Origin of the sequence: Couchioplanes caeruleus (assembly GCF_003751945.1) — a bacterium.
Classification (GTDB): Bacteria; Actinomycetota; Actinomycetes; order Mycobacteriales; family Micromonosporaceae; genus Actinoplanes; species Actinoplanes caeruleus.
In genome coordinates this window covers 3,048,210-3,061,694 of sequence record NZ_RJKL01000001.1, presented here as the reverse complement: position 1 = coordinate 3,061,694, position 13,485 = coordinate 3,048,210, and the positions used below count along the sequence as shown (strand labels likewise).

The 13,485-nt window shown below is 72.7% G+C and carries 14 protein-coding genes; 7 read left to right on the top strand and 7 right to left on the bottom strand.

Annotated features, from left to right (window positions below; all coding sequences use genetic code 11):
- Nucleotides 1-29 precede the first annotated feature (29 nt).
- A complete protein-coding gene (locus EDD30_RS13535; protein WP_071802760.1) occupies nt 30-968 on the bottom strand; it encodes a beta-ketoacyl-ACP synthase III in 939 nt (312 codons plus the stop codon).
- Nucleotides 969-1,230: 262 nt separating this feature from the next.
- Between EDD30_RS13535 and EDD30_RS13530 the strand changes: the two genes are divergently transcribed.
- Nucleotides 1,231-1,761, top strand: coding sequence for a snapalysin family zinc-dependent metalloprotease (locus EDD30_RS13530; protein WP_071802759.1), 531 nt, complete (start codon nt 1,231-1,233; stop codon nt 1,759-1,761).
- A gap of 45 nt (nt 1,762-1,806) precedes the next feature.
- Here EDD30_RS13530 and EDD30_RS13525 read toward each other — a convergent pair whose 3' ends face one another.
- Nucleotides 1,807-2,124 (bottom strand): STAS domain-containing protein, encoded by a 318-nt coding sequence (locus tag EDD30_RS13525; RefSeq protein WP_084556035.1) that lies wholly within the window; start codon nt 2,122-2,124, stop codon nt 1,807-1,809.
- A 183-nt stretch (nt 2,125-2,307) separates the two neighbouring features.
- Between EDD30_RS13525 and fxsT the strand changes: the two genes are divergently transcribed.
- Nucleotides 2,308-4,731 carry an FxSxx-COOH system tetratricopeptide repeat protein gene (gene fxsT, locus EDD30_RS13520; protein ID WP_071802815.1) on the top strand — a complete coding sequence of 808 codons (2,424 nt, stop codon included), beginning with the start codon at nt 2,308-2,310 and terminating at the stop codon, nt 4,729-4,731.
- 7 nt (nt 4,732-4,738) lie between these two features.
- Here the strand turns inward: fxsT and EDD30_RS13515 are convergent, their stop codons facing one another.
- Genes EDD30_RS13515 through fxsA form a run of 3 tightly spaced genes read right to left on the bottom strand, consistent with a single transcriptional unit; the run spans nt 4,739 to nt 8,159 of the window.
- The gene (locus tag EDD30_RS13515) at nt 4,739-6,415 is read right to left on the bottom strand and encodes a putative bifunctional diguanylate cyclase/phosphodiesterase (RefSeq protein ID WP_071802758.1); all 1,677 of its coding nucleotides are present in this window, start codon (nt 6,413-6,415) and stop codon (nt 4,739-4,741) included.
- 46 nt (nt 6,416-6,461) lie between these two features.
- Nucleotides 6,462-7,943 carry an aKG-HExxH-type peptide beta-hydroxylase gene (locus EDD30_RS13510; RefSeq protein WP_244945237.1) on the bottom strand — a complete coding sequence of 494 codons (1,482 nt, stop codon included), beginning with the start codon at nt 7,941-7,943 and terminating at the stop codon, nt 6,462-6,464.
- A 9-nt stretch (nt 7,944-7,952) separates the two neighbouring features.
- On the bottom strand, nt 7,953-8,159 hold the full coding sequence (fxsA, locus tag EDD30_RS13505; RefSeq protein WP_084557394.1) for an FxSxx-COOH cyclophane-containing RiPP peptide: 207 nt from the start codon (nt 8,157-8,159) through the stop codon (nt 7,953-7,955).
- A 185-nt stretch (nt 8,160-8,344) separates the two neighbouring features.
- Here fxsA and EDD30_RS13500 point away from each other — a divergent pair, with 185 nt between their 5' ends.
- Both EDD30_RS13500 and EDD30_RS13495 read left to right on the top strand, forming a co-directional pair.
- A complete protein-coding gene (locus tag EDD30_RS13500; protein ID WP_071808804.1) occupies nt 8,345-8,551 on the top strand; it encodes a hypothetical protein in 207 nt (68 codons plus the stop codon).
- Nucleotides 8,541-8,936 (top strand): hypothetical protein, encoded by a 396-nt coding sequence (locus EDD30_RS13495; RefSeq protein ID WP_244945236.1) that lies wholly within the window; start codon nt 8,541-8,543, stop codon nt 8,934-8,936. Before EDD30_RS13500 ends, EDD30_RS13495 begins: the two co-directional genes overlap by 11 nt.
- A gap of 42 nt (nt 8,937-8,978) precedes the next feature.
- On the opposite strand, the gene EDD30_RS13490 is transcribed toward EDD30_RS13495, so the two are convergent.
- Nucleotides 8,979-9,263 (bottom strand): DUF427 domain-containing protein, encoded by a 285-nt coding sequence (locus EDD30_RS13490; protein ID WP_071808803.1) that lies wholly within the window; start codon nt 9,261-9,263, stop codon nt 8,979-8,981.
- Between the two features lie 155 nt (nt 9,264-9,418).
- Here EDD30_RS13490 and EDD30_RS13485 point away from each other — a divergent pair, with 155 nt between their 5' ends.
- From EDD30_RS13485 to EDD30_RS13475, 3 genes are read left to right on the top strand one after another with little or no spacing between them, the layout of a single operon-like run.
- The gene (locus tag EDD30_RS13485) at nt 9,419-10,012 is read left to right on the top strand and encodes a hypothetical protein (protein WP_071808802.1); all 594 of its coding nucleotides are present in this window, start codon (nt 9,419-9,421) and stop codon (nt 10,010-10,012) included.
- Nucleotides 10,013-10,046: 34 nt separating this feature from the next.
- Nucleotides 10,047-11,174: a hypothetical protein gene (locus EDD30_RS13480; RefSeq protein ID WP_071808801.1), complete on the top strand. Its 1,128-nt coding sequence runs from the start codon at nt 10,047-10,049 to the stop codon at nt 11,172-11,174.
- Nucleotides 11,171-12,670 carry a hypothetical protein gene (locus EDD30_RS13475; protein WP_071808800.1) on the top strand — a complete coding sequence of 500 codons (1,500 nt, stop codon included), beginning with the start codon at nt 11,171-11,173 and terminating at the stop codon, nt 12,668-12,670. Before EDD30_RS13480 ends, EDD30_RS13475 begins: the two co-directional genes overlap by 4 nt.
- Before the next feature lie 35 nt (nt 12,671-12,705).
- Here EDD30_RS13475 and EDD30_RS13470 read toward each other — a convergent pair whose 3' ends face one another.
- Nucleotides 12,706-13,374 (bottom strand): SRPBCC family protein, encoded by a 669-nt coding sequence (locus EDD30_RS13470; RefSeq protein WP_071808799.1) that lies wholly within the window; start codon nt 13,372-13,374, stop codon nt 12,706-12,708.
- Between the last annotated feature and the right edge of the window lie 111 nt (nt 13,375-13,485).

Here is a 13,485-nt window from a genome sequence, read left to right as displayed (position 1 = left end):
CGCGCCCGGCCCCATGCGACGGCGCCCGATCACGGACAGCGCACGACCTGCCCGGCGTACGAGAGGCCGCCGCCGAAGCCGAAGAGCAGCACCGGCGCCCCGGACGGAATCTCCCTCCGCATGACCAGCTTGGACAGCGCGATGGGGATGCTCGCGGCCGAGGTGTTGCCGGACTCGACCACGTCGCGGGCGATGACCGCGTCGCCGGCCCCGATCCGCCGGGCGAGCGGCTCGATGATGCGCAGATTGGCCTGGTGCGGCACGATGGCGGCGAGGTCTTCGGGCCGGACGCCCGCCTTGTCGCACACCTGGCGCGCAATTTTCGGCAGCGAGTACGTCGCCCAGCGGAAGACACTCTGCCCTTCCTGCTGGAATGTTCCGTCGCGGCCCTCGATGCGCACCGCCTGTGACATTTCCGGAACCGAGCCCCACACCACGGGGCCGACGTGTTCCTCCTCGTCGGCGACGAGCACGGCGGCGCCGGCACCGTCGCCGATGAGCACGCACGTGCTGCGGTCGGTCCAGTCGGTGAAGTCGGAGAGCCGTTCCACGCCGATGACGATGGCCTTGGTCGCGGAGCCGGTCTTGAGGGCCTGGTCGGCGGTGGCGAGGGCGTGGGTGAAGCCGGCGCAGGCGACGTTGAGGTCGAGCGCGGCCGGGGCGGGCAGCTCCAACCGGCGGGCGACCCGGGCGGCGATGTTCGGCGAGCGGTCGATCGCGGTGCAGGTCGCCACGATCACATAGTCGATCTCGGAGGCCTGCACGCCGCTCTCCGCGAGGGCCTTGCGCGCGGCGTGCTCCGCCATCTCGTCGATGCTCTCGTCGGCGGAGGCGATGTGCCGGGTCTCGATGCCGACGCGGCTGCGGATCCATTCGTCGGTCGTCTCGACCATCTCTGCCAGGTCGTCGTTCGTCAGCACCCGGGCCGGTTGGTAATGGCCGAGAGAGACGATTCGTGATCCGGCCATGGCAACCCCTTGAGTGAATAGGTAAAAACCGCACACCATTTCCATTCGGAAAAGTAATGGGTGCACCGCACCGATGCAACCGCCGCCCAACAGTCGGACGATCCCCTCGGGCGCAGGGGCCCGGCGGCCGCACATTGTGTGATGCCCCTTGAGCATCACGTGACCATGAGGCGGCAACCGGTATGACCTCGTTGCATTGGCAGTCATCGATCAAAAGCTACGGTGTGGGAATTCCCGTCCCCCATCCCCCGGGAGGTCACCGATGCTGCTCAAGAGACTGGCCGCCACGCTGTTCGCGCTGCTGGCGGCGACCGGCGTGCAGGTCGTCGCCGCCGATCCTGCCGCCGCCGCGCCCCGCGTGCTCTACTACGACGCCAGCCAGGCGCGGGAGTTCGTCTCCGTCGTCCACCAGGGCGCACAGATCTGGAACAGCCGGGTCGCGAACGTCCGGCTCGAGCCCGTACCGGCCGGGCGTACCCCCAACATCCGGGTGTACGCCGACAACGGCTGGCCGCGGGCGTACGTGTCATCGCTCGGCAACGGCCGCTGGTACATGGGCCGGGAGGCGGTGAACGACGGCTACCACCCGCCGCGGATCGCCGCTCACGAGTTCGGGCATCTGCTCGGCCTTCCGGACCGTCGGACCGGCTTGTGCAGCGATCTGATGTCGGGTAGCAGCGCCCCGGTGTCGTGCACCAACGCCTACCCGAACGCGGCCGAGGCCGCCACGGTCGACAGCAACTTCCGCACCTCGGTGGCGGCGCCCGCCCGGGAGTTCGTCTGGGTGGAGTGACCGGCTCCGCGCAAGGCAGGGGCCGTCCGGGTGCCGGGCGGCCCCTTACTGCTGGAGTCCGACGACCTCGAGGACGCCGCTGAGGACCAGGATCTGGTGGACGCCCCTTGTCGGGCGGGCCAGGAGGAAGTCGACGCCCTCGTCGCGGGCGCGCTGGAAGCCGAAGATGATCGCGCCGAGGCCGGTGGAGTCGATGAAGGACAGCTCCGACAGGTCCACCACCAGCGTCCTTGGTCGTGCGTCGAGCGCCTCTACGAGGGCGACCCGGACCTGGTCCACGTTGAGCACGTCCACCTCGCCCCGCAGAGCCACGGTAGCCACGTCGGTGTCTCGATCGAGGCTGGTCACAGGTTCGTCGGTCACTGGGGGCCTTCCGCTAAGGGGTGAGGATTGCTCGCGACGGTGGAGACCTCGTGCCCTGCCTTTGCAAGGCGGGACTCACAAGAGCTCGCGGACAACCCTCAACTTCCGCAGTGGCGATGATTCCACGTACGGTAATCGGCAGCATGACAGTAGAGTGCTAGGTCACCAGTGGGGGAGGGCGGCGTGCCGATCCGGGGCGGTCTGCCGCCGCGTAACCCGCGTTTCGTCGGGCGCGAGGAGCTCCTCGCCGACACCCGCGGGCTGCTCGGCAACGGACCGGTCGTGCTGTTGCCTTCCGCCGATCACCAACTCGGTGGAACGGGGCGTACCCAGCTCGCCGTGGAATACGCCTATCGGTACGCGGACACGTACGAACTCGTCTGGTGGATTCCCGCCGAGCAGAACGCCGGGATGCGGGCCGCCCTGGTCGGCCTCGCGAGCGAGCTGAAGCTGCCCGAGGCCCGCGACATCAACCGCACGCTCGGTGCCGTGCGGGACGCGCTGAGCCGGGGGGAGCCGTACCGCAACTGGCTCGTCGTCTTCGAGAACGCCAACCGGCCCGAGGACATCAAGCCCTACCTGCCCAGCGGCGCCGGACACGTGCTCGTCACCTCGCGCAATCCCCGGTGGACCTCCGAGGTGGCGCAGGCCGTGCCGGTCCCGGTGTTCGACCGTACGGACAGCGTCGACTTCCTGCGCGGCCGCAACCCGGAGCTGACCGCGGAGGACGCCGATCGGATCGCCGCCCACCTCGGTGACGTGCCGATGGCCCTCGACCAGGCCGCCGCCGTCCGCACGGCGACGGGCTGGGGCGTCGACGACTACCTGCGCCGCTACGACGCCCGCGCCGCGGAACTGGCCTTCCCGACCCCGATCCGGGTCGCGTGGGGCCTGGCCGCCGACGGGCTCGCCGAGGCCTCGCCGGCGGCGTTCGAGCTGCTGGAGCTCAGCGCCTTCCTCGCCAGCGCCCCGGTCTCCTGGGAGCTGCTCTGGGCGGCGCGCGGGCTCGTCTCGCTGGAGCTGGCCCGGACGGTGCGCATCGAGCGGCGGCTCAAGGCCGCGATCCGGCTGATCGGCCGCTACGGCCTCGCCGACCTCGATCCCCCCGGCGAGAGCCTGATCGTGCATCCCATGGTCCGCGGCATGCTGGGCCAGCAGCTCAGCTCGGAGCGGCACGCCGCCCAGTTGCGGTCGGTCCGCGCGATGCTCGCCGCCGCCGACCCGGGCGATCCCGACGACCCGACGCACTGGCCGCGGTACGCCGCGCTCATCCCGCATCTCGTCCACTCCGACGTCCTCGGCGGCGAGTCCGAGGAGATCCGCCAGCTCGTCGTCAACTGCGTCCGCTTCCTGTACGCCCGCGGCGACTACGACTCCAGCCGTGACCTCGCCACCCAGGCGGTGACCCGGTGGCGGGACAGCCTCGGCGAGACCGACGAGCAGACGCTGCTCGCCAGCTTCCACCTGGCGAACGCGTTGCGGGCGGTGGGGCGTACGGCCGACGCCCGCGCCCTCAACGCCCAGACCCTGCGTTCGCAGCGCGACGCGCTCGGCGAGGACGACGAGACCACCCTGGCCACGGCCAACAGCGTCGGCGCCGACCTGCGCATGCAGGGGCACTTCGGCCAGGCCCGGCAGCTCGACGCGGACAACCTGGTCCGCTACCGGCGGCTGTTCGGCGAGAGTTTCCCGACCGCCCTGCGCTGCGCCAACAACCTTGCGGCGGACCTGCGGCTGCTCGGCGACTTCCGGGGTGCCAAGGCGCTGGACGAGCAGGTGCTGCGGCACCGGCAGACGATCTTCGTGGACGGCCATCCGGAGACGCTGTCGTCACGGGCCGCTCTGGCGTTCGACCTGTTCGGCCTCGGCGACTACGCGGGCGCGGGCGAGCTGCTCGCCGTCGCCGGGCACTTCGACACGCTGGGCGCCGACCATCCGATGGCGATGTGGGCGGGGCGTTTCGCGGCGATGGCGGCGCGGCGCTCCGGGCGTGCCGAGGCATGGGCCCTGGCCACCACCAACGTGGAGCTCTACCGGCAGAAGTTCGGCGACCTGAGTGTCGAGACGCTCGGTGCGATGGTGTCGCTGGCCAACTGTGCCCGCGACGCCGGAGACCTCGACGAGGCCCACCGGCTGCTGGAGCGTGCCGTCGCCCGCTACCACGCGGTGCTCGGCGACGAGCATCCGTTCACCCTGGCCGCCGGTGCGAACCTGACCAGCGTGGTCCGTGCGACCGGGCGGCACACCGAGGCGCGGACCATCGGCGAGGAGGCGCTCGGCGGCCTGCAGCGCAGCGTGGGCCCCGACCATCCGTTCACGCTGAGCTGCGCCAACGGCCTGGCGGCCGACCTGTTCGCCACCGGTGAGGCACAGCGGGCCCGGGAGATCGCCCTGGACACCCTGAGTCGGTCCCGCGGCGTGCGCGGCGCCGACCACCCGGACACCCTGGCGTGCGCGTTCAACGTCGCCCTGGACGCCGGCGACGACCAGTCGGCCCACGCCGCGGTCGAGGAGTTGCAGAAGGCCTACGGCGAGGGCCACCCGACCCTGTCCCGGGCGCTGGCCGGCGTCCGGCTGGAGACGGAGATCGAGCCTCCGCCGCTGTAGGGACGCCTCAGCCGGCGATCGCGGACTGGCGGGCCAGCAGCTCGGTCAGGGCGCCGGCCGGCATCGGCCGGGCGAAGTGGTAACCCTGAGCCTGCGCGCACTCGAGTTCGCGCAGCCGGGAGGCCTGGGTGGCGTCCTCGACGCCCTCGGCGACCGGCGACAGCTTGAAGGTCCGGGCGATCTGGAGCACGGCCTCGGCCACCGACGCGCCCGAGGAGTTCTCCTGCATCGCCTGCACGAACGACTTGTCGATCTTCACGACGTCGACCGGCAGGGTGCCGAGGTGGCTCAGCGACGAGAAGCCGGTGCCGAAGTCGTCCAGCGCGATCCGCACCCCGAGGGTCTTCAGCGCGCCCAGCACCCGGGCCGACTCGACCAGGTCGACCAGCGCGACGGACTCGGTCAGCTCCAGCACGAGCAGCGACGGCGGGAGGCCGGTGCGCTCGAGCACGCTGCGTACCTCTTCGACCAGGTTCGGGTTGCCGAGCTGGCTCGCCGAGAGGTTCACGTTGAGCTCGAAGCCGGGGTTCTGCCGCTGCCAGACGGCGGCCTGCTTGCAGGCCTCTTCCAGCACCCAGCCGCCCAGGCGGGGCAGCAGGCCGAGCGACTCGGCGATGTCCAGGAAGGCGATCGGCGGGATCATGCCGCGCTCCGGGTGGTTCCAGCGGATCAGCGCCTCGACGCCGACCGTACGCTCACCCTCGAGGTCGACGATGGGCTGGTAGTGCACCTCGAACTCGCCGGCGTCGAGGGCGCGGCGCAGGTCCGCCTCCTCCCGGCGGCGGGCCTCGGCCGCGGCGAACTGCGCCGGGTCGAAGCGACGGGCGACGTTCTTGCCCTCTTCCTTGGCCTGGTAGAGCGCCAGGTCGGCCTCGCGCATGACCTCGTCGACGGCCCGGCCGCTGCCGCGGGTGATCGCGATGCCCGCGCTCGCCGGGATGCTCAGCACGTGGTCGCCGATGAGCAGCGGCTGTGCCAGGTCCATCAGGATGCGGTTCGCCACCGTGTCGGCGATCTGGTCGTCGATCAGGCGGGGGAGCAGCACCACGAACTCGTCGCCGCCGAGACGCGAGACGGTGTCGTTGGTACGGACGTTGGCGAGCAGCCGGGACGCGGCCGTGCGCAGCAGCTCGTCGCCGGTGGCGTGCCCGTACGTGTCGTTGACCTCCTTGAACCCGTCCAGGTCGAACAGGATCACGGCGGTCATCGTGTCGTCGGCGTCGGCCAGCGCGTCGGTGGCGTGGTCGAGGAAGAGCTTGCGGTTGCCGAGCTCGGTCAGCGGGTCGCAGGACGCCTGCCGGGCGAGCTGGGCCCGCTGCCGGGTGAGGTCACGCACGATGCTCTCGTTGGAGCGCGCGCCGAGGAACTGCCGGCACAGGATGATCGCGGCGACGGCGACGGTGAGCCACATCAGTCCCTGGCTGATCGCGTCCTGCCGGCCGAACCAGAAGCCGGCCATGAGCACCGCGACGGCCACCGGGACGTAGCGCACCAGCGGCAGGCGGCGGGTCAGCATCATCACCGCGGTGCTGGCGGCCGCCACCGCGGCCAGGCCGGCGACACGGCCGAGCGCGCCGGCGTCCTCGAGGAACGGGGGCCAGGCGAGCAGCAGCAGGGCTGCGAAGATCATGGCGCCGTCCACGCAGAGACGCACGCGATCCATGGTCTTGCCGGTCCGACTCATGATTCACCTCCCACGGGCAGCTTGATCGGCCTGGCGCCGGGAGACTTTAGGAAAGCCAGCGAATGACCGCCAGCGGGTCGGGGTCGTCGCCGTTCTCCGCCGCGGGCGGGCTCAGCCCGTCGTAGGCCGCGGCCGCGAGCTCGGGTGCGGCCTGCAGGCCGCTGGTCAGCAGCATCCCGGCCCAGGCGGCCCGGTCACCCGGATTCCTCCGGTACGCGCCGAGCGCCGTCGCCTCGTCCCCGCGCACGTACGCGACGTCTCCCGCCGAGCCCTCCAGCGGTAGCCCGCGCAGCAGGCGGTGGGTCAGGTCGAGGCGTGAACTGGTCTCCAGGGCCCGCCCCGGCGAGCGGCGCAGGATCGGTGTGACCGAGGGCGGACGCTCGCCGCGCCGCCACGCGGCGACCAGGGCCGCCCGGTCCGCCGGCTCGACGTGCAGGTTACGCAGGCGCCAGCGCAGCCGGTGGTCACGGTTGGCCCCCTCGGCGAGGCGCAGGATCCGGGACGGGACCGGCTCGTCGAGCCACGGCCGCACCTCGGCGCGCAGGGCGCCGACGAACCGCTCGCCGGCCGGGGTCAGGTCCCGCAGCCCGTCCGCGGCGGCGGCCACGGCGGCGCGCCAGCGGGCGAACTCGAACCGGGCCAGCGGGTCGTCCGGCAGGGTGCGCCAGAAGCGGGCGACCGTCAGGTACGCGTACGCGCCGTGCAGGATGCCGGAGGCGGGCCGGGGATCGTCGCGCCAGGGCGAGTAGCCGAGGGTGTCCGGGGCGTCGAGCAGGTCGAACAGGTACTGCACCGCGTTGAGGATGCTGTGCTGGGCCTCGTGCAGCAGCCCGACGGCGAAGGCGGCCGGGTCGGCCGGCTCCGAGATGGCGACGGCCCCGAACGCGTCGGCCGAGGTGGCGCTGATCCCCCGGGAGGCCGGGTCGGCCCGCACCGGGATCACGCTGTCGAGGACCACGGTGAGCACCTCGGCGTCGGGGCGTACCCGCTCGACCAGCAGCCGCCACGCGGCGGCGAACGACTCCTGCCAGCGGGCGAGCTCGTCCGGGGCGAGCGGCGGCACCGGCGGCAGGCCCAGCCGCGCCCGCAGCGGGTCGCTGTCCTCCAGGCGCACCGAGATGCCCAGCCCGTCGTGCTCGGCGGTGAGATGCCGGCCCGGATCGCGCCGCGGATGCGGCGTCAGCGCGTGGGCCGCGAGGTCGCCGAGGTGGCCGACGCCGGCCCGCTCCGGTGCGGCGCCGGCGCGCAGGGCGGTGAGGCAGCCGGTCGCCCAGGCCCCGAAGAGCGGCCGGGCCAGCAGGTCGCGGACCCGGTCGGGGGCCGTGCGATCGGCGGCGGCCAGGGCGGCGAAATCACCCGTACGTGCCGTCGCGGCGATCTCGCGGAGCAGCAGCAGATGCCGGCTGAGCCGGGCACGGCGCAGCTCCTCGAGCGCCGCCCGGTCCGGCCGTCCGGCGCCGAGAGCGGTGAGCGCCGTGTCGCTGAGCCGGTGCGGCAGCGCCGCCTGAACCCCGGTGAAACCTGTCACCAGATGTGCCTACAGGGCCGAGTTGAACCCGGCTATCGGCTCACCCGGATGGGCGAGGTCGTCGGCGAGTCGGCGCAGGCAGTGCGCGAGCGGGCTCTCGGCCGGCAGGTCCGCTTCGGCGCTCGCCGCGAGGTCGGCCAGCGACAGGCCCGAGACGTCGATCATCGCCGACCGCCACTCCGGTGTCGCACCGGTGGTGCTCGTGCGCCCGTCCACGTCCGCCTACCTCCGTCGGATGGTGCTCTTTATCGACCTGCAAGGATCGATGTGTTGCCGCCACATTACGGCGGTCGTCGGGTCGAGTGATGTCCGGGCGTGTCCGCGAGCGGGGTCGCCCAGGTTGCCCCGGCGTGATCTCATAGGACGCCAACACCGCAAAAGTCGGCAACGGAGGACAAATCGTGCTGGGGCGCAACGCCGGGGAAACGGGAGAGCGGGTGCAGGAGCCCATCGAGGACGACGTGACCGAGGAGGGCGGCGCCGAGGACACGCCCGAGTCGCCGGTGATGCCGGCGCCACCGTTCCCCACCTTCCGGAGCCGGCCCACCCTGCCGCACCAGACACCCGGTGTCGGGTTCGAGAGCGGGCGGGACAGCCGTGCACGCTGACGAGTCCCTACCGCACCTGCCGCGCCGTGGACCCGCACCCGCCGTCGAGCGCATGGACAACGCCGAGCTGGCGCGCATGGTCGAGGCGGAGCATCCGTACCGGGGCAAGGCGCTCTTCGAGCTCTGCGACCGGCTCCCGCACGACGACGACGCGGCGACCAAGGTCGCGATGCTGAGCCGGCTGACCTCGCTGCGCCAGGCGCGGCTCTTCGACCGGGTCTCGCTGGCCTGGTCGGCGATCATCGCGCTGCTGGCGGCCGAGACCCCACACGCCCGGGCCTCGGCGTACGAGGCGTTCGCCACGCTGGATCCCGCCGAACAGCGGGACCTGCTGGACTATCTCGAGGTGACCGCCATCGAAGAGGCGCACCCCAGGATCGGTTAGGGCGGTGGCCGGCGCGGGCTGGTGCCCGCACCGGCCACCTTCTCAGACTTCGACCTTGACGTTCTTCTTGAACGCCACGCGATCCCGGACCGCCTTCGCATCCGGCTTGGGATCCGGGTAGTACCACACGGCGTCCTGGGTGACATGCCCGCCGGACTCAAGCGTGTAATAGGAGGCCTTGCCCTTCCACGGGCATACGGTGTGCGTGTCGGAGGGGCGCAACACATCCTCGCGCACGGAAGTGCGCGGGAAGTAGGTGTTGCCCTCGACTACCACGATGTCGTCGCTCTCGGCGATGATCTCGTCGTTCCAGATGGCCTTCGGCATGCTTCGAACGTAGCGCGCCCGTCGCTCTCCGTCTGATATGCGGGGTTTATTCGCCTCCCGGGGGTGAAACGCCGTCGGACATTCGGACATTGCCCCCGCGCCGTACGAAGATCTAAGGTCGATCCGCCCAGGACCCGACTGACGGAGCCCCCGCCATGATCAGTTCGACCACGCTGCCGGGCGTTCGCGAGCAGGCCCGGCACGCGCTGCTGCTCCTCGGGGTCCCCGCGCCCGCCCGGCTCCTCGTGGACGTACACACCGCCCTGTTCGACGGCGACCTGTCCATGTCCAGCCTCGCCGCCGTGCTGCGCGACGAGGAGCGGCACTACGATCCGCACGCGCTCGCTGCGTACCGGATCTGCCCGGCCCTGCACCACGACCTGACCGCGGCCCGCGGGCAGATCACGCTCTCCGGCTGGCCGCCCGCGCGGCGCCTGGTGTCCCCGGCGGCGAACCGGGCCAACGCGCTGGCCGCGGTGGTCCGGATCGCCGAGTTCGTCGCCATCCGCGCACAGGCCGGCGCCGCCGCGCTCGACCTGCTGCGCCGCCTCGCCGACGGCGTTCCCGGCGGGTCCGAGGCCTTCCTGGTGCACGACCCGAGGGCGCTCGCCGACGCCGCCCGCGCCGCCCTGGCCGCGACGGCCGGCGACGAGGTCCCCGAGGCGCTCGAGCGGCGGTGGGACCGGCTCGACGAACGGCAGCGGCTGTTCGGCGTCATGAGCCTGCCCCACCAGCGAGGGCGCGGGTGACGGCGGCGTCGCGACGCTCGAGGCCGGGTCCGGCATGAACGACACTCCCGGCGTGCTCGACCGGCTGCGCGGCGGCGTACCCGCCAAGCGGCACAACGCCCGGACGATCGCCGCACTCACCGCCAACCCCGGGTGCTCCCGGCGCGCCGTCCTCGACGCCGCCGGCGTCGACAAGCCGCGGTTGGCCGAGCGCATCGGCTTCCCGGGAAACTTCGGGCAGTCCCGGTTCGCGCTCGCCCGCGGCAACGGCTTCGAGGCGATGCTCAAGAGGGACGACTGCGCGCTGCTGTTGTCGGTGTTGCGCGAGGTGCTCCACCTCGCGGCGCCCACCGTTTCGTACGACGACCTCGGCGCGGACGACGACGCCACACTGGGGGCGCGCCACGGGCGTACCCGGGAGCTGCTCGCGGCCGCCGCCGGTGCCGCGCTGATCGACCACCCGCTGCTGACCCTCGACGTGGCCGGCCGGCAGGTCTTCCTGGAGCCGGACCTCATCGCCTTCCAGGCCGGCGGCCGCCTGCACGTCGTGGAGATCAAGTCCTTCGCCATCGTCGACGGCCAGGCGGACAGCGCCAAGGTGTCGGCCGCCGCGGTGCAGGCCGCCGTGTACGTGCTCGCCCTGCGCCGGCTGCTCGCCGACCTCGGCCACGACCCCGCACTGGTCAGCCACGATGCCGTGCTGGTCTGCCCCCGTGGCTTCTCGCTGCGGCCCACCGCCGCGCTGGTCGACGTCCGCAAGCAGATGTCGACGCTAACCCGCCAGTTGACCCGGCTGGCCTCGGCCGCCGACCTCGCCGCCACGCTGCCGGCCGGCGTCACCTTCGACACGTCCCTGCCGCCCGAGGAGCTGACCGCCGCGCTGAGCCGGGTCGAGGCGCGCTACGCGCCCGAGTGCCTGTCGGCCTGCGAGCTGGCGTTCTACTGCCGGCACGAGGCCTCGGGAAGCACGGCCACGCTGGGCCGGCCGGTCCGGGACGCCCTCGGCGGCGTCGACACGGTCGAGGAAGCGCTGGCGCTGGCGGCGGGCACCCGCACGCCGACCGAGGAGCAGAGCGAGGCGGCGGCGCTGCTCCGGGCGGCCGCCCGGCTCCGCGCCGAGGCCCTCCTCCCGGCCCAGGACCGGGGGAATTCTCTGATTCCGGGCGGTGGCGCAGGGTCGTGAGCACGCTGACCGCGCTGGCACGGGCGCAGGCTTTCGCGGCGGGGCGGGCTCAGCCGCTTGCCACCGTGCGCCATCTGCACCTGCACGAGCGACCGCTGGTCCTGATCCCGTACGCCATGGCGGGCGAGGCCAACGCGCCCCTCGCGGCCATGGTCGGCACCGCGGAGGACGAGCCGGAGCTGCTGGTGGTGGCCCAGCCCCGCAACCCCGACGACCGGTTCGCCTTCGCCGCGCGGCTAGCCGACGTGCTCGTGCCGTACGTCGACTCGTTCGCCGCCGTCGCCGAGCCCGTACCGGTGGACCGTGGTCGGGACGTGCGCTACCGCTTCACGAACGCGCCGCAAGTATGGGTGCCGAATCCCGGCGGCGTCGACTTCCTGCGGCTCTTCGGGCGTTCCACCCGCTTCCGCGGCGTCGAGGGCGAGTATGCGGTGCCCGCCTCGGTGCCCTTGCTCGGGCGGTGGCTGACCTTCTTCGCCGGCGCCGCCGAGGTGCCGGGCTCGTCGCTGCTGCTCAACGGCGTACAGGCGCTGTCGTCGCATTGGGCGACCGGGCAGAGCAGTGCCGAGGACGCCCAGCTCGCCGCCCTGATGGCCTGGCTGGACCCGCCGCCGGGACGGACCGTCTTCGAGGCCGCGGCGGCGGCCGAGGACCCGGCGGTGACGCCACCCCCCGGCCCCGCGACCGACCCGGCCTTCGACAACCACGTCCTGGCGCCGCTGCTGTCGGCGGCCCAGCCGGACGTCGCGGAACTGTCGGAGGTGCTGCGCGCCCAACTGCTGCCGACCTGGTCGCTCATGTGGCGCGCACTGGGCCTGCTGCGGACGCTGCCGCCCGGCTCCCGGGTCGCCGGACGTTGGGACGCCGACCGGGACTCCTATTCGGGATTCCTGCAGCATCTCGCGGAGGGAGGCCCGCCCCAGCCCCGCCGGGACGGCGCGGTGGCCGCCGCCGCCCGGCTCGCCCGCCTGGAGAACGCCGCCGCCCGGTACGCGGTCCAGCGCGCCTTCGACGACCCGCTGGTGATGGCCGAGCACCGGCTCGCGGGTGCGGCCTTCGCCGGGGAGGTCACCCTGGCCAAGGCCGACCGCGTCGACGACAGCGGCAAGCGGCCGGTGCTGCGCCCGCGGATCATGGTGGTCACGTCGGAGCCGGTGAGGGTGGCGCCGGGCGCCGTGCTGACGTCACCGGCGCGGCCCGCGCAGAAAGCCACGGTCATCTCGGTCAGCGTTGCGGTGAGTTCCGGGGACGGATCGGCGCGGACCGAGGTGCTGCTCGAATTGTCCGGCGGGATGGGGCGCAAGCTGGTCGCCGAGCCGGGCAGCGTGCCGGAGGTGGGTGAGCGGCTGCTGCTGACCACGCTGAGCGAGGCCTATCGTCCCGGCGGCGCGTTTCCGGAGCCGGACCAGACGCCGTGGACGCACGGGGGACCTCCCGCTCCGCGCGATCCTGTCGACGAGGTGATCGAAGAGCCGTCGCAGCTCCCGGATCAGTAGAGCGCGACGGACCGTCGCTGTCCCGGCCGTGGTGGTCAGGGGGCCGGGTCGCCCGCGGTCGTGATCCGTGCCTCGCCGGCGAGCGGTGTCCACCTTTCGGACCAGCGCTTGAGGACCACGTCGAATGCCGCGCCGTCCAGCCCGTAGGTCGAGATGACGATCTCCATGTGCCCGGCCTCGGCGCAGCCGAGATCCTGGCGGCCGGCGATCACCACGAGGTGGCCGTCCCCGTCGACGAGCCAGGCGACCCGCCGGCCGGCCCGGGTCGTGGGGCCGCCGGCCAGCGCCAGCGCCTGCCGCCCGGTGGCCGTACCGGTCAGGTAGACCGTGCGGCGCACACCCTGCGGTTTCTCCTGCAGCAGGTGGCGCAACTGGATCAGGAAGGAGCGCCACCCCTCCTCGATCGCGTCGTACCGGTCGGGATCGCCGGCGTGCCTGCCTTCCCGAACGGCCCGCACCACGGCGTGGTCGTCATCGCCGGTGACCTCGAGATAGGACCCGTCGGCCCAGCCCATCCGCTCGGGTGCGCGCAACGTCGCCTCCTCCACGAAGATGTGGCGGATCTCGGCATCGAGCCCGTCGTAGTCCCACCCGAACCATCGGCGCAGCAAGGCCGGCTGGGTGACGGCCTCCCACACTCTGTCCCGGCCGGCATTCACGGCGATCTCCACGGCGTACGGCTTCGGCGTCAGTTCATCGGTCACCCTCACTATCCTGGCCGTAGCTCCTGGACCACGCCAAGCGATGCTGGTCGATAGCCGGCCGGCCGTGCCTTGCGCGGGATGCTGGCGATGCTCCGCAGGTGCCGGCGTGGT

Excerpts from the sequence above, each read along its gene's own strand:
- EDD30_RS13485 (WP_071808802.1), top strand. The coding sequence starts at position 9,419 with ATGATCAGTTCGACCACGCTGCCGGGCGTTCGCGAGCAGGCCCGGCAC.
- EDD30_RS13490 (WP_071808803.1), bottom strand. The coding sequence starts at position 9,263 with ATGCCGAAGGCCATCTGGAACGACGAGATCATCGCCGAGAGCGACGAC.
- EDD30_RS13530 (WP_071802759.1), top strand. The coding sequence starts at position 1,231 with ATGCTGCTCAAGAGACTGGCCGCCACGCTGTTCGCGCTGCTGGCGGCG.
- EDD30_RS13480 (WP_071808801.1), top strand. The coding sequence starts at position 10,047 with ATGAACGACACTCCCGGCGTGCTCGACCGGCTGCGCGGCGGCGTACCC.
- EDD30_RS13535 (WP_071802760.1), bottom strand. The coding sequence starts at position 968 with ATGGCCGGATCACGAATCGTCTCTCTCGGCCATTACCAACCGGCCCGG.
- EDD30_RS13515 (WP_071802758.1), bottom strand. The coding sequence starts at position 6,415 with ATGAGTCGGACCGGCAAGACCATGGATCGCGTGCGTCTCTGCGTGGAC.